The 23016-nt window shown below is 72.6% G+C and carries 24 protein-coding genes and 1 tRNA gene; 16 read left to right on the top strand and 9 right to left on the bottom strand.

Annotated features, from left to right (window positions below):
- Positions 1–99: 99 nt before the first annotated feature.
- The gene (locus ACRQ4B_RS16570; protein WP_439692486.1) at positions 100–1032 is read left to right on the top strand and encodes a 4-(cytidine 5'-diphospho)-2-C-methyl-D-erythritol kinase; all 933 of its coding nucleotides are present in this window, start codon (positions 100–102) and stop codon (positions 1030–1032) included.
- Here the strand turns inward: ACRQ4B_RS16570 and ACRQ4B_RS16565 are convergent.
- Positions 1029–2690 carry a glycosyltransferase family 39 protein gene (locus ACRQ4B_RS16565; RefSeq protein ID WP_439692485.1) on the bottom strand — a complete coding sequence of 554 codons (1662 nt, stop codon included), beginning with the start codon at positions 2688–2690 and terminating at the stop codon, positions 1029–1031. The genes ACRQ4B_RS16570 and ACRQ4B_RS16565 overlap by 4 nt on opposite strands.
- A gap of 91 nt (positions 2691–2781) precedes the next feature.
- Here ACRQ4B_RS16565 and ACRQ4B_RS16560 point away from each other — a divergent pair, with 91 nt between their 5' ends.
- Genes ACRQ4B_RS16560 through ACRQ4B_RS16535 form a run of 6 tightly spaced genes read left to right on the top strand, consistent with a single transcriptional unit; the run spans position 2782 to position 7953 of the window.
- A complete protein-coding gene (locus ACRQ4B_RS16560) occupies positions 2782–3189 on the top strand; it encodes a TOBE domain-containing protein (protein WP_439692484.1) in 408 nt (135 codons plus the stop codon).
- Complete coding sequence (locus ACRQ4B_RS16555) at positions 3186–4229, top strand: ThiF family adenylyltransferase (protein ID WP_439692483.1); 1044 nt, start codon at positions 3186–3188, stop codon at positions 4227–4229. The genes ACRQ4B_RS16560 and ACRQ4B_RS16555 overlap by 4 nt, the downstream gene beginning before the upstream one ends.
- Positions 4226–5035 (top strand): molybdate ABC transporter substrate-binding protein, encoded by an 810-nt coding sequence (modA, locus tag ACRQ4B_RS16550; protein ID WP_439692482.1) that lies wholly within the window; start codon positions 4226–4228, stop codon positions 5033–5035. Before ACRQ4B_RS16555 ends, modA begins: the two co-directional genes overlap by 4 nt.
- A complete protein-coding gene (locus ACRQ4B_RS16545; protein WP_439692481.1) occupies positions 5032–5823 on the top strand; it encodes an ABC transporter permease in 792 nt (263 codons plus the stop codon). The genes modA and ACRQ4B_RS16545 overlap by 4 nt, the downstream gene beginning before the upstream one ends.
- A complete protein-coding gene (locus ACRQ4B_RS16540; RefSeq protein ID WP_439692480.1) occupies positions 5820–6830 on the top strand; it encodes an ABC transporter ATP-binding protein in 1011 nt (336 codons plus the stop codon). The genes ACRQ4B_RS16545 and ACRQ4B_RS16540 overlap by 4 nt, the downstream gene beginning before the upstream one ends.
- 22 nt (positions 6831–6852) lie before the next feature.
- The gene (locus ACRQ4B_RS16535; RefSeq protein ID WP_439692479.1) at positions 6853–7953 is read left to right on the top strand and encodes a calcium:proton antiporter; all 1101 of its coding nucleotides are present in this window, start codon (positions 6853–6855) and stop codon (positions 7951–7953) included.
- 234 nt (positions 7954–8187) lie between these two features.
- On the opposite strand, the gene ACRQ4B_RS16530 is transcribed toward ACRQ4B_RS16535, so the two are convergent.
- The 3 genes from ACRQ4B_RS16530 to ACRQ4B_RS16520 are packed head-to-tail and all read right to left on the bottom strand — an operon-like array spanning position 8188 to position 10966.
- Positions 8188–8427: a MoaD/ThiS family protein gene (locus tag ACRQ4B_RS16530; RefSeq protein WP_439694426.1), complete on the bottom strand. Its 240-nt coding sequence runs from the start codon at positions 8425–8427 to the stop codon at positions 8188–8190.
- A 2-nt stretch (positions 8428–8429) separates the two neighbouring features.
- Positions 8430–9548: a GTP 3',8-cyclase MoaA gene (gene moaA, locus ACRQ4B_RS16525; RefSeq protein WP_439692478.1), complete on the bottom strand. Its 1119-nt coding sequence runs from the start codon at positions 9546–9548 to the stop codon at positions 8430–8432.
- Between the two features lie 5 nt (positions 9549–9553).
- Entirely contained in the window at positions 9554–10966 is a 1413-nt protein-coding gene (locus ACRQ4B_RS16520) for a glycosyltransferase 87 family protein (protein WP_439692477.1), read from the bottom strand.
- Between the two features lie 21 nt (positions 10967–10987).
- Here ACRQ4B_RS16520 and ACRQ4B_RS16515 point away from each other — a divergent pair, with 21 nt between their 5' ends.
- Genes ACRQ4B_RS16515 through pheA form a run of 4 tightly spaced genes read left to right on the top strand, consistent with a single transcriptional unit; the run spans position 10988 to position 14423 of the window.
- On the top strand, positions 10988–12421 hold the full coding sequence (locus ACRQ4B_RS16515) for a molybdopterin-dependent oxidoreductase (RefSeq protein WP_439692476.1): 1434 nt from the start codon (positions 10988–10990) through the stop codon (positions 12419–12421).
- Positions 12418–12852 (top strand): hypothetical protein, encoded by a 435-nt coding sequence (locus tag ACRQ4B_RS16510; protein WP_439692475.1) that lies wholly within the window; start codon positions 12418–12420, stop codon positions 12850–12852. The genes ACRQ4B_RS16515 and ACRQ4B_RS16510 overlap by 4 nt, the downstream gene beginning before the upstream one ends.
- Positions 12853–12880: 28 nt before the next feature.
- Positions 12881–13426, top strand: a complete 546-nt coding sequence (locus ACRQ4B_RS16505) for a MarR family winged helix-turn-helix transcriptional regulator (RefSeq protein ID WP_439692474.1) — start codon at positions 12881–12883, stop codon at positions 13424–13426.
- 40 nt (positions 13427–13466) lie between these two features.
- Positions 13467–14423 (top strand): prephenate dehydratase, encoded by a 957-nt coding sequence (pheA, locus tag ACRQ4B_RS16500; RefSeq protein WP_439692473.1) that lies wholly within the window; start codon positions 13467–13469, stop codon positions 14421–14423.
- Between the two features lie 154 nt (positions 14424–14577).
- Here the strand turns inward: pheA and ACRQ4B_RS16495 are convergent, their stop codons facing one another.
- Positions 14578–15648, bottom strand: coding sequence for a diacylglycerol/lipid kinase family protein (locus tag ACRQ4B_RS16495; protein ID WP_439692472.1), 1071 nt, complete (start codon positions 15646–15648; stop codon positions 14578–14580).
- 118 nt (positions 15649–15766) lie between these two features.
- On the opposite strand from ACRQ4B_RS16495, the gene serS reads away from it, so the two are divergent.
- The 4 genes from serS (at position 15767) to ACRQ4B_RS16475 (ending at position 18712) form a co-directional block, all read left to right on the top strand.
- Positions 15767–17035 (top strand): serine--tRNA ligase, encoded by a 1269-nt coding sequence (gene serS, locus ACRQ4B_RS16490; protein ID WP_439692471.1) that lies wholly within the window; start codon positions 15767–15769, stop codon positions 17033–17035.
- The gene (locus tag ACRQ4B_RS16485) at positions 17032–17853 is read left to right on the top strand and encodes an HAD family hydrolase (RefSeq protein ID WP_439692470.1); all 822 of its coding nucleotides are present in this window, start codon (positions 17032–17034) and stop codon (positions 17851–17853) included. Before serS ends, ACRQ4B_RS16485 begins: the two co-directional genes overlap by 4 nt.
- Positions 17854–18053: 200 nt before the next feature.
- A tRNA-Ser gene (locus ACRQ4B_RS16480) sits at positions 18054–18138 on the top strand.
- Positions 18107–18712, top strand: a complete 606-nt coding sequence (locus tag ACRQ4B_RS16475; protein WP_439692469.1) for a GrpB family protein — start codon at positions 18107–18109, stop codon at positions 18710–18712. Before ACRQ4B_RS16480 ends, ACRQ4B_RS16475 begins: the two co-directional genes overlap by 32 nt.
- Before the next feature lie 18 nt (positions 18713–18730).
- On the opposite strand, the gene ACRQ4B_RS16470 is transcribed toward ACRQ4B_RS16475, so the two are convergent.
- Entirely contained in the window at positions 18731–19132 is a 402-nt protein-coding gene (locus ACRQ4B_RS16470) for a hypothetical protein (RefSeq protein ID WP_439692468.1), read from the bottom strand.
- Positions 19133–19188: 56 nt separating this feature from the next.
- Entirely contained in the window at positions 19189–19884 is a 696-nt protein-coding gene (locus ACRQ4B_RS16465) for an SDR family oxidoreductase (protein WP_439692467.1), read from the bottom strand.
- An 84-nt stretch (positions 19885–19968) separates the two neighbouring features.
- On the opposite strand from ACRQ4B_RS16465, the gene ACRQ4B_RS16460 reads away from it, so the two are divergent.
- Positions 19969–20430: a winged helix-turn-helix transcriptional regulator gene (locus ACRQ4B_RS16460; RefSeq protein ID WP_439692466.1), complete on the top strand. Its 462-nt coding sequence runs from the start codon at positions 19969–19971 to the stop codon at positions 20428–20430.
- Positions 20431–20577: 147 nt separating this feature from the next.
- Here the strand turns inward: ACRQ4B_RS16460 and ACRQ4B_RS16455 are convergent, their stop codons facing one another.
- Both ACRQ4B_RS16455 and ACRQ4B_RS16450 read right to left on the bottom strand, forming a co-directional pair.
- Entirely contained in the window at positions 20578–21642 is a 1065-nt protein-coding gene (locus ACRQ4B_RS16455; RefSeq protein ID WP_439692465.1) for a LacI family DNA-binding transcriptional regulator, read from the bottom strand.
- 22 nt (positions 21643–21664) lie between these two features.
- Positions 21665–22903 (bottom strand): Gfo/Idh/MocA family protein, encoded by a 1239-nt coding sequence (locus tag ACRQ4B_RS16450; RefSeq protein ID WP_439694425.1) that lies wholly within the window; start codon positions 22901–22903, stop codon positions 21665–21667.
- Positions 22904–23016 lie beyond the last annotated feature (113 nt).

Below are 23016 nucleotides of genomic sequence, written 5' to 3'. Positions count from 1 at the left end.
GTCGGAACGTGCGTGCCGTCGAACGCGACGGACGCGTGAGGGGCGGGGCCTGACGGGGCTGCGCCGCGCCTCCAGGCCGCGTCGGGATAGGTTGGGGGCATGACCACGCTGGCCGCACCGACCCGCGTCCGGACGCGCGCCCCCGGCAAGATCAACGTGTTCCTGTCCGTCGGGGCGCTGCAGGACGACGGCTACCACGACGTGGCGACGGCGTACCAGGCGGTCTCGCTGTACGAGGACGTCTCCGCCGAGGCGGCCGACGACTTCTCGGTGACGTTCACCGGGCCGATCGACACGACCGGTGTGCCGGTGGACGAGTCGAACCTCGCCATCCGCGCCGCGCGTCTGGTCGCGGACGCCGCCGGCTACCGCGGCGGTGTCCGGCTCACCATCGACAAGCAGGTGCCGGTCGCCGGTGGGATGGGCGGCGGGTCGGCCGACGCCGCCGCGACGCTCCTGGCGGTGGACACCCTCTGGGGCACGGCGCTCGGGCGCGAGGAACTCCTCCGACTCGCAGCGCAGCTCGGCGCGGACGTGCCCTTCGCGTTCGCCGGTGGCACCGCGGTGGGGACCGGCCGTGGCGACGAACTCAGCCCGGCGCTGGCGAAGGGGGAGTTCCACTGGGTCCTCGCGCTGAGCGACGACGGGCTCTCCACCCCGGCGGTGTACCGCGCGCTCGACGAGCACCGGGAGCGGTACCGCGCCGACATCGCCCCGGCACCGACGACCCCGGTGGTCGAGGCCAACGTGCTGCAGGCCCTGCGCGCGGGCGACCCGGACCTGCTCGCCGACTGCCTGCACAACGACCTGCAGGCGCCGGCGATGCGCCTGCAGCCGAGACTCGCGTCGACGCTCGAGATCGGGGAGAAGGCGGGTGCGCTCGCCGGGCTGGTGTCGGGCAGCGGGCCGACGGTGGCGTTCCTCGTCGCGGATCGGGACACCGCGCTCGAGGTGCAGGTCGAGCTCAGCGCCGCGGGCATGGTCGCGGTGCGTGCTGCGGGCCCGGTGCACGGCGCCCGCGTGCTGCACTAGCGGCGGACGTACTCCGTGATGACGACGCGGCCGGTCTTCCAGTGCTGCACGGCGGTGAAGCCGTGCTCCGCCAGGACCGTGGCCGTCTCCGGACCGATGTCCCGCGCCTTGACCGTGCCGCCGACGAACCACACGGTGTCGATGTCGCCGAGCCGGCTCGGGATCGTCGTTGCCAGGTCGCCGGTCTGGTTCCAGAGCACGCCGCTCTCGGCGCCGTTCTTCCGCACGCCCAGGTCGGTCATCCCGGTGAAGGCGTCCGGGTAGGAGATCCGGATGATGTCGGCGGTCGTGCCCGGGTGTCCGTAGACGCTGCCGAAGACGACACCCTCGTCCGCGTCGACCCGGTTGCTGCTGCGCTCCGCGGCGATGATCGACGCGGCGCGGGCCCAGGTGGAGTCCTGCTTCGCCTGGGGCTGCTTCACGGCCACTGCGGTCGGCACCGAGAGCACGAGCACGGCGGCCACCGCGGCGGCCAGCAGCGCCTTCGGTCGGACCGTGGTCAGTGCGAGCGCGATGAGCAGCGCGACGAACGGCAGGCTCAGGGTCGCGTACTTCGGGGAGTACAGGTGCGCGCCCATCGCGGTCGCCAGGACGAGGGTGGCGGTCGGGATCACGACGAGCGGCACGGCGACCCGGACGGCCTGTGCGCGGAACAGGGACCGGACGGTGGCGGACCGGCGGTGCGCCGCGACGAGGGCTCCGCCGACGCCGACGAGCATGAGGGCCCAGGCGCCGGCGGCGTACACGTCGACGCCGCCGAACCACGCCGTGGCGAACACCTGGGCGAAGGTGCGCTGCCCGATGCCGGCGATCCAGGCCACCTGCTTCGACTGCGAGGCGATCTCGAGGACGACGGGGGAGACGACCACCGCGGCGATCCCGGCGGCGACGGCCCAGCGGAGCAGCGTCCCCCGGCCGACGAGCGCGGGAGCCGGGCGCCCGGCGGTGCGGGACACGACCGCACGACGGAGTGCGGCCCGCTGCACGAGCACCGTCCACAGCAGGGTCACGGCGTGGGCGACGACCGCGAGCGACAGGTACACGTTGAAGGTCACCGACACGAGCGCGAGGGCGCCGTACGCCACCCACCAGTGCAGGCTGCGGCCGGTACGGGTCCGGCGGACCGCGGTGAGGCCGACGAGCGTCAGGCACACCGCCAGGGTCGTGATGGTGGCGTAGGGGCGGCCCTCGGATCCGGCCCACTGCACCCGGGGGAGCGCGAGGAAGACGAGCCCGGCGGTGATGCCGAGCCGACGCCCGCCGAGTCGACGACCGAGCGCGACGAGCAGTCCGGCGGCCACACCGACGGCGAGGGCGCTCGGGAAGCGCAACGTGAAGGGCGTGTAGCCGACGAGCCAGAACCACACGTGCATGAGGGCGTAGTAGAGGCCGTGCACCGCGTCGACGCTGTGCAGTTCGGCCCAGAGCTGCGGCCAGGTGCGCTGCGCGCTCGTGACGGTGGCGGCTTCGTCGTACCAGAGCGACGGCACCCAGGCGAAGGCCGCGGCGACGAGGACGCCCAGGGCGCCGATCGTCAGCTCCGGCGTCCGGACCACGGCGACGCCGACGCTCCGGGCCAGGCTGCGGGCGCCGGTGCGGACCGGTGCGAGCCCCGTCGTACGGGGGACGCTGATGGTACCGGTCCGGGGTGCAGTCACGATCAGGACGCTATCCGGAGCGGCTGGACGGTGACCCGGTACCGGCACGCCCGACACTGAGAGTTCCCCACACCGGTATGGTGCGAACACCATGACGAAGCTCCGCATCCGCGACGCCGCGCGGTACCTCGGCGTCAGTGACGACACGGTCCGACGGATGGTCGACGGTGGCACGTTCACCCGGTCGACCGATGCCGCGGGCCGGACGGTGGTGGACGGGAAGGAACTCGCCGACCACATCCGGGGTCGTGGCGAGCAGCTCGACGACCCCTCGGGCGCGAGGAGCTCCGCCCGGAACCGGTTCGTGGGGATCGTGACCGCGCTCACGGTCGACGGGGTGATGGCGCAGGTGGAGCTGCAGAGCGGCCCGCACCGGGTGGTGTCCCTGATGAGCGCCGAGGCGGTGCGCGACCTCGGGCTCGAGGTCGGGACGGTGGCGGTCGCGTCGGTGAAGGCGACCATGGTCTCGGTCGAGGTCCCCGCGGAGCCCGCACCGTGACGAGCGGGGCGCGACGACGACTGACCTCCCGCACCGCCGCCCTCGACGGTGCGGGGGAGCGCGCCGTGCAGCTGCTCGCCGACGCCAGCGTCCTGGTCGTCGGTGCCGGTGGGCTCGGTGCCCCGGTGCTCACGTACCTCGCCGGGCTCGGGCTCGGGCGGATCACCGTCGTCGACCACGACGTCGTCGACACGTCGAACCTCGCGCGTCAGACCCTGTTCGCCGCGGCGGACATCGGCCGGTCGAAGGCCGAGTGCGCCGCGGAACGGGTGCGCGGTGTCGACGCCGATCTCACCGTCGTCGCGATCGCCGGGGCGTTCCGGCCGGAGCAGGTCGCCGGGCACGACGTCGTGGTCGATGCGGCCGACAGCGTCCAGGTCACCCGGGCGGTCTCCGACGCCTGCGCCGAGGCGGGGATCCCCTTCGTCTGGGGCACCGTGCTCGGGTACGACGGCCAGGTCTCGGTCTTCCACGACGGCGGCCCGGAACCGATCGACTTCCACGACCTGCACCCGGAGGCGCTGCCCGACGAGGGTTCGTGCGCGCTCGACGGCGTGCTGCCGGCGTTGTGCGGAGCGGTCGGGTCCGTGATGGCCGCCCAGGTCACGGCCCTCGTCGCCGGGTTGGGGGACCCGCTGCTCGGTCGGGTGCTGACGGTGGACGCGCGTCGGTGGCGGTGGACGGAGAGCCCGCTCCGACGCGGACCCGGGTCACGACGGCCGACCACCGTGCTCGAGGACGCCCCGCCCCGGATCGCCCCGGCCGCCCTCGCCGCACGGCTAGGGGACACGCTCCTGGTCGACGTCCGGACACCCGCCGAGCTCGCCACCGGCACCGTCCCGGGCAGCCTGCGGCCCGAGGACCTGACCGACCCGACCGCACCGGTCGTGGTCGTCTGCGCCAGCGGGGTCCGGGCGACGGCATGGGCGCGGACCGCCCGGGCCGCCGGCCGTCCGGCGACCGTGCTCGACGGCGGCATCGCGGCCTGGCAGCGAGAGGGCCTCCCACTTTCCGCAGATGCGGATACGATCGGGAGATGACGACGCACAAGCGGAACGCCACGATGCTGATCGCCGCAACCGCACTCGCCGCGTTCGGCCTGGCCGGCTGCGCGGCCGGCGGGACCGGGACAGCGGACACGACCGCCAGCAGCACCGCGACCTCCGGCCCCACCGGGAAGATCACGGTCTTCGCCGCCGCGTCCCTGCAGCAGACCTTCACGACCCTCGGCAAGCAGTACGAGGACGCCCACCCCGGCACCTCGATCGCGTTCTCGTTCGCCGGCTCGAGCGACCTCGTCACGCAGATCCGGAACGGTGCACCGGCGGACGTGTTCGCCTCGGCGGACGAGGCCAACATGGACAAGCTCGTGAAGACGGACATCGCGCCCGGGTCGCCGGAGGACTTCGCCACCAACGTCCTCGAGATCGCGGTCGCGCCGGGCAACCCGAAGCGGATCACCGACCTCGACGACCTGACCGGTTCGGGCATCCAGCTGGTGACCTGTGCGGCGCCGGTGCCGTGCGGCGCCGCCACCGCGAAGGTCGAGCAGGCCACCGGCGTCGACCTCCGGCCCGTGAGCGAGGAGCAGTCGGTGACCGACGTCCTCGGCAAGGTCGAGTCGGGGCAGGCGGACGCCGGGCTCGTCTACGTCACGGACGTGCGGGGCGCCGACGGCAAGGTCGACGGCGTGCCGTTCGACGCGTCGTCGAAGGCCGTCAACACGTACCCGATCGGCGTGCTCAAGGACGCTGCGAACCCCGACCTCGCGACGGCCTTCATGCAGTACGTGCGCTCGGACGCCGGCCGGAAGGTGCTCGCCGACGCGGGCTTCGGGGCACCGTGACCCGTGGCCGGGCTCCGGTCCCGTGGTGGCTCCCGGTCCCGGCGGTGCTCGGCGGCCTGTTCGTCGTCGTGCCCGTGCTCGCGATGGTCGGGCGCGTCGACTGGGGCTCGTTCGGGGCGCTCGTCACGTCGCCGGCGTCGCTCAGTGCGCTCGGCCTGAGCCTGGGGACGGCGGCGGCCGCGACCGGCACCGCCTTCGTGCTCGGCTACCCGCTCGCCGTCCTGTTCGCGCGCTCGTCGTCCCGGTGGGTGGGCGTCGCCCGCGCACTCGTCCTGCTGCCGCTCGTCCTGCCGCCCGTCGTCGGTGGTCTGGCACTGCTCGCCGCGTTCGGCCGGCTCGGCGTCGTCGGGGCGTTCCTGGACGACCACGGTCTCCGCATCGCCTTCACCACCACCGCCGTGGTGATCGCGCAGACCTTCGTCGCGATGCCGTTCCTGGTGACCTCGATCGAAGGGGCGCTCCGGGTCGGCGGTGACCGGTTCGAACGCGTCGCCGCGACGCTCGGATCCGGCCCCACCCGCACGTTCCTCACGGTCACCACGCCGCGGGTGCTGCCGGGCATCCTGTCCGGACTCGTCCTCTGCTTCGCCCGGGCCCTCGGCGAGTTCGGCGCGACCCTGACCTTCGCGGGCAGCCTGCAGGGCGTCACCCGGACCCTGCCGCTCGAGATCTACCTGCAGCGCGAGATCGACCCGGACACTGCCGTCGCGCTCGCCCTCGTGCTCGTGGCCGTGGCACTCGTCGTGATCGGTGCCGCCACCGTCCGGAACCGGGCGGTCCTCGCGTGACCGGCGGCCTGTACGCACACGTCGTGGTCCCGGAGCGCGGTGTGGACGTCCGCCTCGACATCGGTCCCGGCGCGTGCGTCGCACTGGTCGGCCCGAACGGCGCCGGCAAGTCGACGGTCGTCGAGGCCCTCGCCGGCCTCCTGCGCGTCCGGTTCGGCGAGGTCCGGCTCGGTGACCGCGACCTCACCCGCGTCCCGGCGCACCGCCGCGGGGTCGGCCTGGTCGCGCAGCGCCCCGACCTCTTCCCGCACCTCTCCGCCGCCCGCAACGTCGCCTTCGGACCTCGCGCCACCGGTTCCGGCGGCCGGGAGGCACGGCTCCGCTCCGCCAGCGCGCTCGCCGCGGTCGGCGTGGCCGGTCTGGGCCACCGGGCCCCGGGGACGCTCTCCGGCGGCCAGGCCCAGCGTGTCGCCATCGCGCGGGCACTCGCCACCGAGCCGGCGCTCCTGCTCCTCGACGAACCGACCTCGGCCCTCGACGTCGACGCCCGCGCCGAGGTCCGCGCCGCCCTCCGCACGGCACGCACCGGCCGTCCGACGCTCCTGGTGACGCACGACCCGCTCGAGGCCGTGGCGCTCGCCGACCGCGTCGTCGTCCTGGAGGCCGGTCGCGTCGTCGAGACCGGCACGACCACGGAGGTCCTCGGCCGCCCGACGAGCGCGTTCGCGGCCGCGTTCTCGGGGCTGACGCTCGTGCGCGGGACCGCCACGCGGGGTGGGATCGCCCTCGACGCCGGCGGCGAGCTGGCGTCGGGAACACACACCGTGCCTCCCGGCCGTCCCGCGCTGGCGGTCTACCACCCGACGGCCGCGCGCCCGACGCGCGACGGTGGCGGGCCGGTGCGCGACGTGACGTCGCTCGAACCCCGGGACGGCCTCGTCCGGGTCAGAGCCGGAGAACTCGTCGCCGACGTCACCGTCTCCACCGCCGCCGTGCTCGACCTCACCGCGGGCGAGGCGGTCCGGATCGACGTGCCGGCCGACGAGGTGACCGTCTACGAACCCTGAGGACCGGTGCGATGATGTTCCAGTGAGCAACTGGATCGCCAAGGCCTGGCCCGTCGGGACGCCCGTGATCGCGGCGATCGTGCTCGCGCTGGCGTTCGGACGGCACGACCTCGGCACCGTCGTGGTCGTCGTCGTCGCGATCGTGCTCGCCGGCACCGTCCTCGCCGCCGTGCACCACGCCGAGGTCGTCGCGCACCGGGTGGGGGAGCCGTTCGGGTCCCTCGTCCTGGCGGTCGCGGTGACGATCATCGAGGTGGCGCTCATCATCGCGCTCTCCAGCTCGGGTGGTGCGAAGGCCGAGACCCTGGCGCGGGACACCGTCTTCTCGGCGGTGATGATCACGATGAACGGGCTGGTCGGGCTCGCGATCCTGATCGGCACGATCCGGCACAACACGGTCCGGTTCAATCAGGAGGGCGCCTCGGCCGCGACCATGACGGTGGCGGCGCTCGCGGTGCTGACCCTCGTGCTGCCGACGTTCACCACCGGGACCGACGACTCCTCGTTCACGGGCGCGCAACTCGTCTTCGTCGCGCTGGCGTCGTTGGCGCTCTACGTGCTGTTCGTGTTCACCCAGACGGTGCACCACCGTGACTTCTTCCTGCCGGTCGGCCGCTCCGGAGGGGTGCTCGAGGAGTCCGAGGACGCCCACGCCGCACGGCCCTCCGGGCGCGCCACCCTGACCTCGCTCGGGCTGCTGCTGCTGGCGCTCGTCGCGGTGGTGGGGCTCGCGAAGGTCGAGTCGCCCGCGATCGAGGCCGGCGTGGCCGCGGTCGGGTTCCCGCCGTCGTTCGTCGGTGTCGTGATCGCGCTGCTCATCCTGCTGCCGGAGGGCATCGCGGCGTCGAAGGCGGCGGCGCGCAACCGGATCCAGACGAGCCTGAACCTGGCGATGGGGTCGGCGATGGCGTCGATCGGCCTCACCATCCCGTCGATCGCAGTGGCGTCGCTGTTCATGCCCGGGACGCTGCTGCTGGGGCTCGGTCCGTCGCAGATCGTGCTGCTCGCGTTGACGATCGTCGCCGCGGTGCTCACGGTGCTGCCGGGGCGGGCGACGCGGCTGCAGGGCGGGGTGCACCTGGTGATCTTCGCCGCGTTCATCGTGCTGTCCGTCTCCCCGTAGGGCGGGGGCCGGTCGATCCGGGCGTGCCTGGTTGATCCGGGCGTGCCTGGTTGATCCGGGCGTGCCTGGTTGATCCGGGCGTGCCTGGTTGATCCGGGCGTGCCTGGTTGATCCGGGCGTCCCTGGTCGATCCGGGCGTGCCTGGTCGATCCGGGCGTGCCTGGTCGGAAGAACTGACCCGGTACGCCCGAGAGCACGGTGCATCGCAGGCGCTCTGGGAGGGAACGACCCCGCTCAGCCCCCGGCGAAGGGCGGCATGACGTCGACGACCGACACCTCGGCGAGCGGCGTCGACCGGTCGCGCGTCGTCACCCCGTCGACCAGGTAGGAGCAGCGTTCCTGCAGCGCCTGCCACCGGGGCGGGTCCACGGCCGCGACACCACGGAGCGCCGCGTCGAGGTCGTCTCCGGACGCCGTCACCTCGTCGACGCCGACCGCCGCCCGGGCAGCCGCGAAGAAGCGCAGCACGGTCACCGTCAACCCCCGATCGCGCTCATGCCCCGGGTCGGGTGCACGAGGTCGTCGCTGTCGTCGCCGTGGTCGCGCGGCTTCGCCCACATCGCGCGGCGCCAGAGGTCGGCGACCTCGTCGTCGGTGGCACCCGCGCGCATCGGCCCGAGCACGGAGGTCTCCTCGTCGGAGAACAGGCAGCTCCGGACGTTCCCGTCGGCGGTGAGGCGGGTCCGGGTGCAATCGGCGCAGAAGGACTCGGTGATGCTCGCGATGATGCCGATCGTGCCGAGGAACGCCCCGGGTGCGGCGGCGTCCCGGGAGAGCACGCGGAACCGTTCGGCGGGCGCGCCGTCGCGTGGGGCGTCGTCCGGCACGAGTTCGAAGTCCGATGACAGCATCGCGCGGGTCTCGGCGGCGGTGATCATCGACGTGCGGTCCCAGGCGTGGTCGGGGTCGAGCGGCATCTGCTCGATGAACCGCAATTCGTAGCCGCGCTCCAGGCACCAGCGCATCAGGTCCGGCGCGAGGGAGTCGTTCACCCCGCGCAGCAGCACGGCGTTCACCTTGATCGCGAGCCCGGCGTCGTGCGCAGCCGACAGCCCGGCGATGACCTTGTCGAGGAACGGCCGTCGGGTGACCTCGGCGAACACCGAGGGGTCGACGGTGTCCAGCGACACGTTCACCCGGCGGAGTCCGGCGGCGTACAGGGCGGCGGCGCGGTGTGCGAGGCCGATCGCGTTCGTGGTGAGGGACAGCTCCGGGGCGTCGGGCAGCGCGGCGCACCGGGCGATGACGTCGACCAGGTCGTGCCGCAGCATCGGCTCACCGCCGGTGAAGCGCACCTTGCGGACACCGAAGCGCGCCGTGCCGATCCGGACGAGCCGTTCGATCTCGGCCGCGGTCATCAGCTGGTCGTCCGGCGCGAAGGGCAGCCCGGCGGCGGGCATGCAGTAGGTGCAGCGCAGGTTGCACCGCTCGGTCAGCGACACCCGCAGGTCGACGGCGCGACGCCCGAACCGGTCGACGAGTCCGTCCGGGTCGGGCGAGCCGGACGGGCCGGACGGGCCGGACGAGCCGGACGAGCCGGGCGAGCCAGACGAACCGGACGAACCGGACGAACCGAGCAGGGTCGCAGGTGCCATGGGCGTCAGCGTACGTGGTCGAGCCGCCGGAACGTCAGCAACCGCCCCCAGCGCACCCAGTCCGCCCGACGGGTGCGCACGATCGTCACCACGACGATCACGACGACGGCGGCGGCGAGCCACCACCGGTACGCGTCCGCCGACGGCCACACCCCACGGAGCGCGATCGCGAGACCGATCGACAGCCACTCCCACCGCCCGGACAGCACCACGAACGGGATGAGCAGCAGCGCGTACCAGGGGTAGCGCGGGGTCACCGCCAGGAACGTCACGCCGATCATCAGGACCTCGCCGGACCAGGGCCGGGACGGGTCGGACAGCCGCCAGGCCGCGTACGCCGCCGCCAGCACGAGCAGCCCGACGACGAGGGTGGCCGCGTCGCCCGGGACCACGAGCGAGACCAGGGCGAACCGTGAACCGTCCTCGTAGCCCTCCTCGGACAGGTACCCGGGCAGGTACCCGAGCACGTCGATCCCCGTCGTCAGCACGTACGGCACGTACAGCAGCCCGAACACCGCGATGCCCACGGGGATCGCCCACCAGTGCCGCCACCGACCGAGCAACGGTGGGTACACGATCGCCGGGATCAGCTTGGTCGCGGTCGCGGCACCCAGCGCGATGCCGCCCCAGATCGGCCGCCCGAAGACCACGAGCACGGCGCCCGCCGTCGCGAGCGCGGCACCGAGGGCGTCGACGTGCGAGTTCGTGACGGCTTCGGCCGCGACGAGCGGCGACCACGCCCAGAGCGCCGCCCACCAGGTCGGTCGGCCGAGTCGGCGGAGCACCGCGACCAGGCCGACGGTGACGCCGAGGGACACGATCAGTCCGGCGATCTGGAAGGGCATGTACTGCGCCGAGGCGGGCACGAACGCCCGGACGAGCGCGAACCACAGCTGCGCCATCGGCGGGTAGATGGTGACCACGTCCGGACGGTTGATCGCGACGCAGTGCCCGTCGGCGCCGTCGCCGAGGCCCCGGAACCGCGGTTCGAGCGGCTTGCAGGTGCCGTCGACCTTGTCCGGGAAGAGCCAGTCCGGACGCAGACCGGACAACGCCGTCGACTGTGGCGTGTGGGCGTAGGGGGAGATCCCGGCGTGCTGCACGATGCCGTCCCAGGCGTACCGTGCAGAATCGGTGCTGGTGTTCGGCGGCCCGGCGATGGCGGCGAGCCCGATCACCAGGCCACCACCGACCACGAGCCACGTCATCCACTTCGCCGGGACGAACCGCAACGCCAGCACCGCGCCGGCGAACACGGTCCAAGCGATCAGGGTCCACGCAACGAATGAGGAACGATGACCGGCTCGGAGGAACCCCAGATGCGTGATGCCGAAGGCGATGACGCCCGCGAGGGCCAGCACGCCGACCACGGCCAGCACGGTCGGCAGGAGTCGGCCGGGGCGAAGTCGTTCTCTCATGGTGGGTCGAGGCTACCGGCGGTGGTCCGTGGACTCCTGTTCGACGCCCGGGCGGCGATGGCGTCGCCGAACCGCAACGCCCGCTCCGCCGTCGTGCTCGGTCGCCTGCTCGGCATCGCCTTCGTGATCTGCTTCGGCACCGGCGTCTACAGCCACTTCCTGCAGGACCCGCTGCCCGGCATGCGGTTCGCCACCCGGCCGACACAGCTCTACCAGTTCACGCAGGGCCTGCACATCACCGCGGGGATCGCGATCATCCCGCTGCTCGTCGCGAAGCTCAACGCGGTGATGCCGGCCCTCGCGCAGGTCCCGCCCGTGCGTGGCGTGCTGCACCTGCTCGAACGGCTCTCGATCGCGGTCTTCGTCTCGGCGGCGCTCGTCCAGGTGTTCACGGGGCTCGTCAACACGTACCAGTGGTACCCGTGGCCGTTCCCGTTCCGGCAGGTCCACTACGCGCTGGCCTACGTGCTCATCGGGTCGCTGGTGCTGCACATCGGCACGAAGCTGCCGATCATCACGCGGTACTGGCGGAAGCGCGACGCGTACGACGAGCACGGTCGGTTCGTCGCGGACGCGACGGTGGGCAGCGAGCTGCTCCCACCCGGCCTGGAGGCACGGGACGCCTCCGCCACGCCGGCTGCGGTTCCGGAGGCGCCTGCCCCCTACCCCCGCGGCCTCACCGGTCGCGTCCTCCGCTGGGTCGACGGCGTTCCCGAAGCTCGTCCCGGCGGACGGAACGCGGCGTCCGCGACGGGTGACGTGTCCGCGGAGGCGAGCCTCGGTGGACCGGAGGCCGACCCCGAGGAGGCGAGCCGCGCCTCCAGGCGGGCCGTCGCGGCGACCACCGGGCGTCGTGAGCGCGTCGCCCGACGCGGGTTCTTCGCGGGTGTCGCCGCGGCGACCGTCGGTGTCGTCGCCCTGACCGCCGGGCAGTCGAACCGCCTGGCGGAGCCGTTCAACGTGTTCGGGGCCCGACAGCGGCACCGCGGTCCGAACGACCTGCCGGTCAACCGCACCGCCCGCGCTGCCGGTGTCCTGGCGACCGCGACGGCGGCGGACTGGACCCTGACGGTCGTCGGCCACGACGTCAGCCGGACGTTCGCGCGCGCCGAACTCGTCGCACTGGGGACCACCCAGGTGGACTTGCCGATCTCGTGCGTCGAGGGCTGGAGCCAGATGGCGACGTGGAAGGGCGTCCGGATGCGCGACCTACTGGCGGCCGTGCAGGCCGAGCCGGGGTCGCACGTCCGCGTCACCAGTCTCGAGCGCCACGGCGGCTACCGGATCATGGACATGGGGCCGGAGTACGCCGAGGACCCGACGACCCTGGTCGCCCTCGAGCTGAACGGCGAGAAGCTCGACCTCGACCACGGGTTCCCGGCGCGGATCATCGCCCCGGGCCGCCCCGGGGTGCTGCAGACCAAGTGGATCGAGAAGATCGAGGTGATCCGATGAGGGCCGCACGCATCGTCCTCGCCGTCGTCGGCGTGCTCGTCATCGCCTTCGGGGCGTACGTCCTCGTGACGACCGTGCGACCGAACCGGATCTGGGGGCTGGCGACCTGGCTCGTCGGCGCGGTGATCCTGCACGACGCGATCCTGTCGCCGTTCGTCGTCGCCGTCGGGCTGCTGCTCCGCCGCACCGGGCGCGCACTGCGAGCCTGGGCGCTCGTGGTCGTGCAGGCCGTCGTGGTGCTCGGCAGCGTGCTCGCGCTCGTGGTCGTGCCGGAGATCGCGGCGAAGGCGCACGGGACGAAGAACGCCACGATCCTGCCGTTCGACTACGGGCTGCGGCTGCTCGTCGTCGAGGGCGTGCTGCTGCTCGTCGTCGTGGCGGTGCTCGTGGTCGGTGCGCGGCGGCGACGGACCACTGCGTCCACTGGTTGAACCGACAACCTTTGGCTAGGATGCCGACATGACCGACGAGACCCCGTGGCTCACGCGCGACCAGCTGCGTGCGTGGATGAAGCTCGTCGCCGTCATGGAGCTGCTGCCCGCGGCCCTCGACCAGCAGCTGCAGCGCGACGCCGACCTGACGCACTTCGACTACATGGTCATCGCGATGCTGTCCGAGACCGAGTCCCGGACGCTCCGGATGTCCGCGCTCGCCTCGGCCACGAACGCGTCGCTCCCGCGGCTGTCCCACGTCGTGTCGCGGCTCGAGAAGCGCGGGCTCGTCTCCCGCTGCCCGTCCACCGACGACCGCCGGGCCACCGACGTCCGGCTCACCGACGCCGGGTACGCGACGATCGTCGAGGCGGCCCCCGACCACGTCCGGACCGCCCGCCGGACGGTCATCGACGCCCTCACCGAGGAGCAGGTGACACAGCTCGACGGCATCGCCGCGGCACTGCTCACCCGGCTCGACCCGGAGGGCCGGTTCGCCGCCCTCACCTACCCGCGCGAGGGCGACGACACCGCCGTGTGCGAGGCCCGGCTGACCGGAACGGCCGCCGACTGACGGTCGTGGCCGTCGTGCGGCGCTGCAATAGGCTCGGCACATGAGCCAGCCCGACGCGCCGTCCGACACGTACTCCTACCTCGGACCCGCCGGCACCTTCACCGAGGCGGCCCTCAAACTCGTCGACGCCGCAGCGGGCAAGCCCTGGCGGAGCGTGAACAACGTCGGCGAAGCGCTCGACGACGTGGTCAGCGGTCGCTCGGTGGGTGCGGTCATCGCGATCGAGAACAGCGTCGACGGCGGGGTCAGCGCCACGCAGGACGCCCTCGCCCGGATCCCCGGCGTGCGGATCGTGGGGGAGTACCTCGTCCCCGTCGACTTCGTGCTCGTCGCCCGCCCGGGGACGGCCCTGTCGGACGTCCGCACCGTGAACGCGCACCCGGTGGCCTACGCGCAGACGCACAACTGGCTCGAGGCGAACGTCCGCGGGCACGGGCACATCCCGGCGTCCTCGAACGTCGCCGCGGCCGCGGCCCTGCTCGACGAGCACCCGACCGCCGACGCAGCCGTCGCACCCCCCGGGATCACCGACCACTACGCGCTGTCGGTGCTGGCGTCGTCGATCGGGGACAACGCCTCCGCCGTCACCCGCTTCGTGCTCGTGTCGAGGACGCTGGCGCTGCCCGAACCCACGGGCGCCGACAAGACGAGCGTCATCGTCGAGCTGCCCGCCGACCACCCCGGTGCGCTGGTCGACATGCTGGAGCAGTTCGCGACCCGGGGCATCAACATGGGGCTGCTGTCCTCACGGCCGATCGGCGACGAGCTCGGTCGGTACCGGTTCGTCATCGACCTGGACGGCCACGTGCGGGACGAGCGCGTGGCGGACGCGCTGCTCGGCCTCCGTCGGTTCAGCCCGCGCGTGACGTTCCTCGGGTCGTACCCGCGCGCCGACGGGGTCCGCCCCGAGGTGCCGACGCGCTACTCGGACGCCGCGTTCGTCGAGGCGCGGGACTGGCTGCGGGCGATCGTGTCCGGCGAGCCCGACGCGCACTGACGCGCCGGCACACGGGTGCGCTTGCGCACGGGCGCACACTGCGGTCGCCTCGCACGGTGCGAGGGTGCCGCGCACCGTGGTCGCCTCGCACGGTGCGCGGGTGCCGCGCACCGTGGACGCCTCGCACGGTGCGAGGGCGGCCCGGACTCCCGCGCTACCGCTTGCGACCGCGCGTCGGCGCCGGCTCGACGACCGGCACGCGGACGTCGAGCGACCCGGCGTCGATCCGCGCCCGGAACGCGACGATCTCGCCCACCGGGTCGCCGTCGATCTCGAACTCGTCCGGCTTCTCGAGCCGCAGCGTGAACTCCTCGCCGCGCATGTAGCGCAGCGGCCGCTCCTGCCTCGCCGCCGTCGTGATGCGTCGGCCGATCAGCGTGTCCGACAGGGCCGAGCGTCGGAACCACCGCAGGATCCCGTTCTCCCAGAACACCCGCGCGCCGATCCGCACCCAGCCGAAGAACCCACGGGGACGCATCACGACGATGTCGAACACCCCGTCGTCGATCTCGGCGTCCGGCAGGAGCATCGCGTTGGCCTGCAGCATGCCGCAGTTGCCGACGATGACCGAGTGCGCCCGCACCGAGCCGTTGCGCGCCGACTCGTCGAGCCGGTACTTGAACTCGAAGCCGTCGGCGTCCCGCACGGAGCGGAGCAGCGAGTCGAGGTACGCCAGCCACCCGACGCGCTTCTTCAGCTCGGGGCGGGTGTTCGCGAGCATCCGGGCGTCGAGCCCGAGGCCGGCCATCACGACGAAGCCGAACCGCTCGCGGGAGCCGTCCGGACGCTCGACGCCGATCTGCCCGAAGTCGATGGACCGGTCGTTGCCGGAGAAGATCGCCTTCGCCATCCCGCCGAGGTCGTCGAGCGGCAGCTTCATGTTCCGCGCGAGCAGGTTGCCCGTGCCGCTCGGCAGCAGCGCCAGCGAGGCGTCCGAACCATGCACGACCTCGGCGACCGCGCGGACGGTGCCGTCCCCGCCCGCTGCCGCGACGACGTCGGCGCCGGCGTCGAGGGCGGCGCGGGCCATGCCGCCGCCCGGGTCCTCCTCGGAGGTCTCGAACCAGAGGGTCTCGGCCCAGCCGGCCTCCTGCTGGTGCTTCTCGACGGTGCGCTTGAGGGTCGGCAGGTGGACCTTGACCGGGTTGTAGACCACCGCGGCCGTCCGCTGCTCGGTCTGGAGGGCGTCCTGGTGCGCGGGCGCGGTCTCCGAAGGGGTCGACATGCCCCCAACGGTACCGATCGGACGCTGCGAGCGGTCGCCCGTCGCGACCCGCCTTCCGGACGGGAGGCGCGGGGCGGGCCCGCACCGTGCCTCCAGTCCGCCCCTTTAGGATGATCCGGTGATCGATCCCCAGCTGCTGCGCGACAACCCGGACGTCATCAAGGCCTCGCAGGAGGCGCGCCGCGCCTCCGTGGCCGTCGTCGACGAGGCCGTCGCCGCGGACGCGGCCCGGCGTTCCGCGATCACCGCGTTCGAGTCGCTCCGCGCCGAGCAGAACGCCTTCGGCAAGACCGTCGCCAAGGCCCCGAAGGACGAGAAGGCCGCGCTCGTGCAGCAGGCCCAGGCGCTCGCGGCCCGGGTGAAGGAGGCCCAGGCCACCGTCACCGCCGCCGAGGACACCTTCAACTCGGTGGTCCGCTCCATCCCGAACGTCGTGCTGCCCGGCGTGCCGGCCGGTGGCGAGGACGACTTCGTCACGCTGCGCACCGTCGGAACCAAGCCGCAGTTCGACTTCGAGCCGAAGGACCACGCCGACCTCGGTGAGCACCTCGGCATCATCGACATCCCGCGCGGTGTGAAGGTCTCCGGCTCGCGGTTCTACTTCCTGCGCGGCCTCGGGGCCCGGCTCGAGATCGCCCTCATGTCGCTCGGTCTCGACCGTGCCGTCGCCGCCGGGTTCGAGCCGCTCATCACGCCGACGCTCGTGCGCCCCGAGACGATGGCCGGCACCGGGTTCCTCGGCGAGCACGCGGCCGAGGTCTACCGGCTCGAGGCCGACGACCTCTACCTGACCGGCACCAGCGAGGTCGCCCTCGCCGGGTTCCACTCCGACGAGATCCTCGACCTCGACCTCGACGGCGACGTGCACCGCTACGCCGGCTGGTCGACCTGCTACCGGCGCGAGGCCGGCTCGGCGGGCAAGGACAACCGCGGCATCCTGCGCGTGCACCAGTTCAACAAGCTCGAGATGTTCTCGTACGTGCACCCGGACCAGGCCGAGGCCGAGCACGAGAGGCTCGTCTCGTACCAGGAGCAGATGCTGCAGGACCTCGGGCTGCACTACCGCGTGATCGAGACCGCGGCGGGCGACCTCGGCACGAGCGCGGCGAAGAAGTACGACATCGAGGCCTGGGTGCCGACGCAGGGCACCTTCCGCGAGCTCACCTCGACGTCCAACTGCACCACGTTCCAGGCTCGTCGCCTCGACATCCGCTACCGCACCGAGAGCGGCAAGACCGCCCCGGTCGCCACCCTCAACGGCACACTCGCGACGACCCGCTGGATCGTCGCGATCCTGGAGACCCACCAGCAGGCCGACGGCACCGTCGTCGTGCCGGAGGTCCTCCGTCCCTACCTCGGCGGCGTCGAGGTGATCGAACCCCGATGAGCACCGGTGCTCCGGCCAAGACGAAACGCTGGCTCGTCGCCCTCGACATCGACGGCACCACCATGCGCGAGGACGGCGTCGTCACCGACGCCGTGATCGCTGCGCTGCACGACGCGGAGGCGGCCGGACACGAGGTCATGCTGTCCACCGGGCGGAGCGAGGGCATGACGATCCCGCTGCTCGACACCCTGGGCATCGAACCGAAGTACATCGTCTGCGCCAACGGAGCGCTCACCCTCGCCCGGCGTCCGGACGGTTCGTACGAGCGGGTCCACGTGGAGCGGTTCGACCCGACCGAGGTGCTGCAGACCGTGCACGGTGCGCTCGAGAACGCTGCGTTCGGCGTCGAGGACGAGACCGGGCACTTCCTGCTCTCCCGCAACTTCCCCGACGACACGATGACCGTCGCCGGGGAACGCGTGCCGTTCGAGCAGCTCCTCGGCGTCGAGGCGACGCGTGTCGTCGTCATCTCCCCGGGGCACGACACCGAGGACTTCCTGCAGGTCGTCGAGCAGATGGGCCTGCACAAGGTCTCGTACTCGGTGGGCTGGACGTCGTGGCTCGACATCGCCCCCGAGGGCGTGACGAAGGCCACCGCGATGGAACGGGTCCGCGAGTGGCTCGACATCCCGCGCTCCCGGGTGTTCGCCGCAGGCGACGGGCGGAACGACATCGACATGCTCCGGTGGGCGTCGACCTCGGGCCGTGGGGTCGCGATGGGGCAGGCGCCCGACGACGTCATCGACGCGGGCAACGAACTCACCGGCGGCGTCCGGGACGACGGACTGGCCGCAGCGCTCGATTCGCTGCCGCGCTGACGCGCGCATCCCGCGTGGGCGGGGCGCGGTCGCGGTCGGCAGTGTGCGAGGGTCCGCGCACCGTGGGACCTTCGCAGCCTCGCACAGTGCGGGCAACCTCGCACGCTGCGTGGTCGGTGCTGCGTGGTCCTCGCTGCGCGGCCTGGAGGCCCGGTAGACTTCCCGGGACGCGGTCACGTCTCGCCACGTGGCCGCGTCACGGAGGGTTGTCCGAGTGGCCGATGGAGCCTGTCTTGAAAACAGGTGGGCAGCGATGTCTCGTGGGTTCGAATCCCACACCCTCCGCGGGAGCGCGATCGTGATCGAGGTCGTCGAGTACCGCGCTTCGTGGCCCGAGCGGTTCGCCGCACTCCGCTCGCACTACGCCGCCGCCCTCGACGCCGCGGCCGTCCCGTACCGGATCGAGCACGTCGGCAGCACCGCGGTCCCGGGCCTCGCGGCGAAGCCGGTGATCGACGTCGACGTCGTGGTGGATCCCGAGCACGTCACGGCGGCGGTGCAGGCGCTGGTGACGATCGGCTTCGAACCCCGCGGCGACCTCGGCATCCCCGGCAGGCAGGCCTTCCGGACGCCGGACCGCTTCGCCCCGAGCAACACCTACGTCGTCGCGGAGGGGTCGCTCGCGCTGCGGAACCACCTCGGCGTGCGTGACGTCCTGCGCTCGGACACCTCACTGCGCGACGAGTACGCCGCCGTGAAGCGGCGGGCTGGCCGGACCGCGGCGGACATCGACGACTACTTGGAGCAGAAGAGCGACGTCCTCGACCGCATCCTCCGCGCAGCCGGACTCACCGACGAGGAGCGCGCGTCGATCACCGCGAGTACCCGTGGCATCACCGGCCGCGGCGCCCACGGTTGACCCCGCGGGACCGTGTCCTCAGGGCGTGTACGACGCGTGCGGCCAGGGCGCGACGAGCAGCCCGCCGGTCAGCTGGAGGGACGCCACCAACCCGACGCCGGATCCCACGACGAGCCCGAGGGCCGCGAACGCCAGGACCGAACGTCCCCGGCGCCGGGCGAGCCGTGCCGTGACGAGCAGCAGGACCACCCCCACCAGGTGGCCGACCACGAGCCCGGTCACTCCCGAGGGGATGCCCGGGTTCGCCCCCGTCCGGTCCGGGGTCGCGCCGCGCGTGGACTCCTCGGAGGCCAGGTACAGCCAGAGCCAGGACCCACCGCCGCCGACCACGCCGAGCGCGACCGTCACCCAGTACAGCGCGGCCCGCCCCGGCGAGGTCCACCCTGTCTGCCGTTTCGCCGTCGCCCCCGTGCTCCCCATGCGGCGATGGTAGCGGCACGGGCGGCACGGGCGGCACGGGCGGCACGGGCGGCGCGTCAGGCGGACGTGAGCGCCGGGTACAGCGCCTCGAGCGGCGCACTCAGCCCCGCCCGCACGTCACGGCTGACCTGGTCGGCCAGCACCTCGTGCTCGCCGGCCTCGACCGCGTCCCAGATCGCCGCGACGATGTCGGCCGGGTCGGCCTTGTCGACGTCGAGGTCCGCCGTCATCCCGGTGTCGGTGTACCCGAGGTGGGCGCCGACGACCTGCGTGCCCTGCGGTGCGAGCTCGAGGCGGAGCGAGTTCGTCAGCGACCAGAACGCGGCCTTCGACGCCGAGTAGCCGCTGCCGAGCGCGATCCAGCTCAGCACGGAGTGCACGTCGACGAGCGCACCGCCGGCGAGCGTCGGTGCGAAGGCCTTGGCGACCCGGAGCGCCCCGAAGACGTTCGTGGCGAAGACCCGCTCGACGTCCTCGACGGAGGTCTCCAGCAGCGGGGTCGAACCGCCGACACCGGCGTTGTTCACGACGATGGTGGCGTCCGCGGCGGTGCGTGCAGCAGCGTCGACGCTCGCCTGGTCCGTCACGTCGAGGGGGAGTGGCACGATGCGCTCGTCGTCCCAGGTGCGCGGGGTGCGTGCGGTCGCATAGACCTTGGCGGCGCCGCGGGCGAGGGCCTGGTGGACGAACTCGGCGCCGAGGCCGCCGTTCGCTCCGGTGACGAGGACGATCGCGTTGGTGAGGTCGGTCATGGGGTGCTCCGTTCGTGGAAGTTGAGTACGGGAAGTGAACCTAGCACGTTGTGTCTGGATTGCGAACCCAGATAGGATGAACACATGCTCGGCATCCTCGGCGGCGACGAGCGCTGCCCCATCGCACGGTCCCTCGACGTCCTCGGCGAGAAGTGGACGCTCATGATCGTCCGCGACGCCCTCGCCGGCTCGACGCGGTTCGGCCAGTTCCAGCAGAGCCTCGGCATCCCGCGCGAGGTCCTCACCGCCCGCCTCGGCTCCCTGGTGGAGGGCGGCGTGCTCGAACGACGGGCCTACAAGCCCGAGGGTGGACGGGTCCGTGACGAGTACGTCCTGACCGAGGCTGGCCGGGACCTCTCGCTCGTGCTGCTCGCGCTCGGTGGGTGGGCGGACCGGCACCGTCGCACCGACCTGCAGTCCGACCTGCGGTTCGTCGACGCCGAGACCGGCGAGCCGGTCGAGGCCGTGGCCGTCACGCGCGTCGCGCAGCGCCGCGTCCCCCTCGACGACCTGAAGGCCGTCCAGGGCCGCACCACCGCAGCCTGAGCGACCACCCTGCGCAGACGGACGACGAGCGCAGGGTGGAACGCGCGCACTCGTCGTCAGGGCCCGCAGGCGCGTGGTCGCGACCACGGACGGACGGGAGGCGCGGTGCGGCGCCGCCCCGTGCCTCCAGGCCGGCAGGTGGGTGCGTCAGCGACGCACGTCGCACCCGCAACTCGCGCCGAGCACCAGCTCGGCGGGCACGAGGTCGCGGTGCCACTGCTCCCCGGCCACGCGTCCGAGCACCCGGTCGACGGCCCCGGCTGCCATCGCGTCGACCGGCTGCCGCACGGTGGTGAGCTGGGGGTTCGTGAAGTCGGCCTCGACGGTGCCGTCGAACGACACGATCGCGACGTCGTCCGGTGCCGAGAGTCCGAGCTCGTAGAGCGCGCGGAGCACACCGACGGCCTGCATGTCGGAGCTGACGAAGACGGCGCGCGGGCGGTTGGCGGAACCGAACATCCGGAGCCCCGCGGTGTGGCCGCCGGCGCGGGAGAACTCGGTGCGCACGATCGGCCCGTCCTGCACGCCGTGGTCGCGGAGGGCGTCCTGCCACCCCTGCTCGCGGAGGTCGGTGTCGGCGCCCGCGTGTCCGATGACGAGGCCGATCGAACCGTACCCGTGCCCGGCGAGGTGTGCGGTGCCCTCGTACGCGCCGCGGAGTGCGTCCACGCCGGTGCTGGCGAAGTCGGGGACCTCGAAGAAGGTGTTGAGCAGCACCATCGGCAGCCCGGGATCGACGACGGAGGAGAGATCGGGGCGGGTCATGATGCTCGTGACGATGAGGCCGTCGACCTGGCGTGCGGACAGGCTGCGCATCCGGTCGCGTTCGAGGGCGACGTCGCCGTCGCTGCTCGAGATGAGGACGTCGTAGCCCCGTGCCGCGGCGGCTTGCTCGACGGCGATCGCGACCTCGGACCAGAGCGGGTTGTCGAGCTCGGGGACGATCAGCCCGAGCATCTTCGACGACCCGGTGCGGAGGGCCTGCGCGCTCGCATTCGGGCGGTACCCGAGGACCCGGATGGCGTCGCGGACCCGGGCGGCCGTCTCGGCGGCGACCGGGCGCGGGCCGTCGTGCACGACGTAGCTGACGACGGAGGTGCTGACGCCCGCGTACCGGGCGACGTCCGCGCGGGTGACCGCCCGCGGTGTCGTCGGGGTGGTCACGGACGCCTCCTGGATCGAGTTCGGGTGCCGGTCCGTGTGGACCGGCACCCGAACGACGGTTGGTGCGATCCTAGACGGCGGCTGCCGACCCGCCGGACGTGGCCGCGTCCACCGGCTCGGGGGCGTCGCCGAAGTCCGGCACCTCGAGGCGGGCACCGCCCTGCAGTGCGGACTGGTGGGCGATGATGCCGGGCAGGGTGAACCGGGCGGCGGTCCAGGCGTTCACCGGCGGCAGGGTGCGGTCGACGACGGCGCGGACGAAGTCGTCGGCGAGGAACTGGTGGCTGCCCTCGTGGCCGGTCGGCACGCCCGCGTACTCGGCCGGCAGGCGGTCGGTGTCGTGCACCTCGGCGTACCCGGAGACGAACGCGTCCCGGAGCGAGGGGTCCACCCCGGCCAGGCGCGAATCGTCGAGCTCCATCGTCGCCTGGGTGTTGATCCGGTCGCTGATGTCGTGCGAGTCCTCCTTGTCCTGCCAGACGCTCACCTTGGCGAGCTGCTCGAAGCTGGCCTCGGTACCGAAGTACCGGAAGCGGGACTCGCGGATGTGCGACGGGTAGCCGACCCGGCGCATCTCGTTGATCCGCATGACCCCACCGTTGTCGAGCTCGAACAGGGCCGTGGCGTTCGAGAAGTCGTTGTCGAACTGGCTGACGTCCTTGTCGAACACGCCGTCGCCGCGGTCGTCCGTGACGCCGATGCAGCTGACGCTGACGGCGTGGCCGGGGATCGCGCCGAGGACACCGCCGACGGAGTGCGTCGGGTAGAGCATGGGCGGGTAGCTGGCGGTGCGCTTCCAGTCGTCGCCGCCGCTGTACTGGTACGCCGCGTAGAACCCGAGGTCCATGTCGTGCACGTAGTCGCCCTCGGCGTAGAACACCCGGCCGAACGCCCCCTCGGCGACCTGCTTGCGGGCGAACACCGTCGCCGGGTTGTAGTAGCTCGTCTCGCCCATCATGTAGGTGAGCCCGGTCTCACGGACGGCCTCGATGATCGCGCTGATCTCCTCGACCGAGATCGCCATCGGGACCGCGGAGTACACGTGCTTGCCGGCGCGGAGCGCCTTGACGACGAGCGGGCCGTGCGTCCAGCGCTGCGTGAAGATCGCCACGGCGTCGACGTCCGACGCGAGGACGGCGTCGAAGTCGTCGAAGGTGCCGTCGAGGTGCTGCGACTCGACGAGCTCGGAGGCGCGGTCGTCGACGAGGTCGGTCACGAAGACCCGGTCGACGTCGGGGTGGAGCTTGAACAGCTTCGCGAACTGCGGGGCGAACTGGCCTGCGCCGACCATTCCGATTGAGATCATCAGTGACCTTTCCAGGGGTGTGGGATGCGTCGCCGAGCAGGTCGCTCCGATGCGATCGGAGGTCATCCTGACACGGTTGTCTACTCGTGACAACCCCTACAAAGGTCGCAAGGAAT

Origin of the sequence: Curtobacterium sp. SP.BCo, from assembly GCF_051903265.1 — a bacterium.
Classification (GTDB): Bacteria; Actinomycetota; Actinomycetes; order Actinomycetales; family Microbacteriaceae; genus Curtobacterium.
Note: the sequence above shows the minus strand (reverse complement) of the source record. Positions and strands in the feature narration are given on the sequence as shown.

Excerpts from the sequence above, each read along its gene's own strand:
- ACRQ4B_RS16470 (WP_439692468.1), bottom strand. The coding sequence starts at position 19,132 with ATGGGGAGCACGGGGGCGACGGCGAAACGGCAGACAGGGTGGACCTCG.
- ACRQ4B_RS16460 (WP_439692466.1), top strand. The coding sequence starts at position 19,969 with ATGCTCGGCATCCTCGGCGGCGACGAGCGCTGCCCCATCGCACGGTCC.
- ACRQ4B_RS16505 (WP_439692474.1), top strand. The coding sequence starts at position 12,881 with ATGACCGACGAGACCCCGTGGCTCACGCGCGACCAGCTGCGTGCGTGG.
- ACRQ4B_RS16465 (WP_439692467.1), bottom strand. The coding sequence starts at position 19,884 with ATGACCGACCTCACCAACGCGATCGTCCTCGTCACCGGAGCGAACGGC.
- moaA (WP_439692478.1), bottom strand. The coding sequence starts at position 9,548 with ATGGCACCTGCGACCCTGCTCGGTTCGTCCGGTTCGTCCGGTTCGTCT.
- pheA (WP_439692473.1), top strand. The coding sequence starts at position 13,467 with ATGAGCCAGCCCGACGCGCCGTCCGACACGTACTCCTACCTCGGACCC.
- modA (WP_439692482.1), top strand. The coding sequence starts at position 4,226 with ATGACGACGCACAAGCGGAACGCCACGATGCTGATCGCCGCAACCGCA.
- ACRQ4B_RS16485 (WP_439692470.1), top strand. The coding sequence starts at position 17,032 with ATGAGCACCGGTGCTCCGGCCAAGACGAAACGCTGGCTCGTCGCCCTC.
- ACRQ4B_RS16495 (WP_439692472.1), bottom strand. The coding sequence starts at position 15,648 with ATGTCGACCCCTTCGGAGACCGCGCCCGCGCACCAGGACGCCCTCCAG.
- ACRQ4B_RS16475 (WP_439692469.1), top strand. The coding sequence starts at position 18,107 with ATGTCTCGTGGGTTCGAATCCCACACCCTCCGCGGGAGCGCGATCGTG.
- ACRQ4B_RS16570 (WP_439692486.1), top strand. The coding sequence starts at position 100 with ATGACCACGCTGGCCGCACCGACCCGCGTCCGGACGCGCGCCCCCGGC.
- ACRQ4B_RS16520 (WP_439692477.1), bottom strand. The coding sequence starts at position 10,966 with ATGAGAGAACGACTTCGCCCCGGCCGACTCCTGCCGACCGTGCTGGCC.
- ACRQ4B_RS16510 (WP_439692475.1), top strand. The coding sequence starts at position 12,418 with ATGAGGGCCGCACGCATCGTCCTCGCCGTCGTCGGCGTGCTCGTCATC.
- ACRQ4B_RS16560 (WP_439692484.1), top strand. The coding sequence starts at position 2,782 with ATGACGAAGCTCCGCATCCGCGACGCCGCGCGGTACCTCGGCGTCAGT.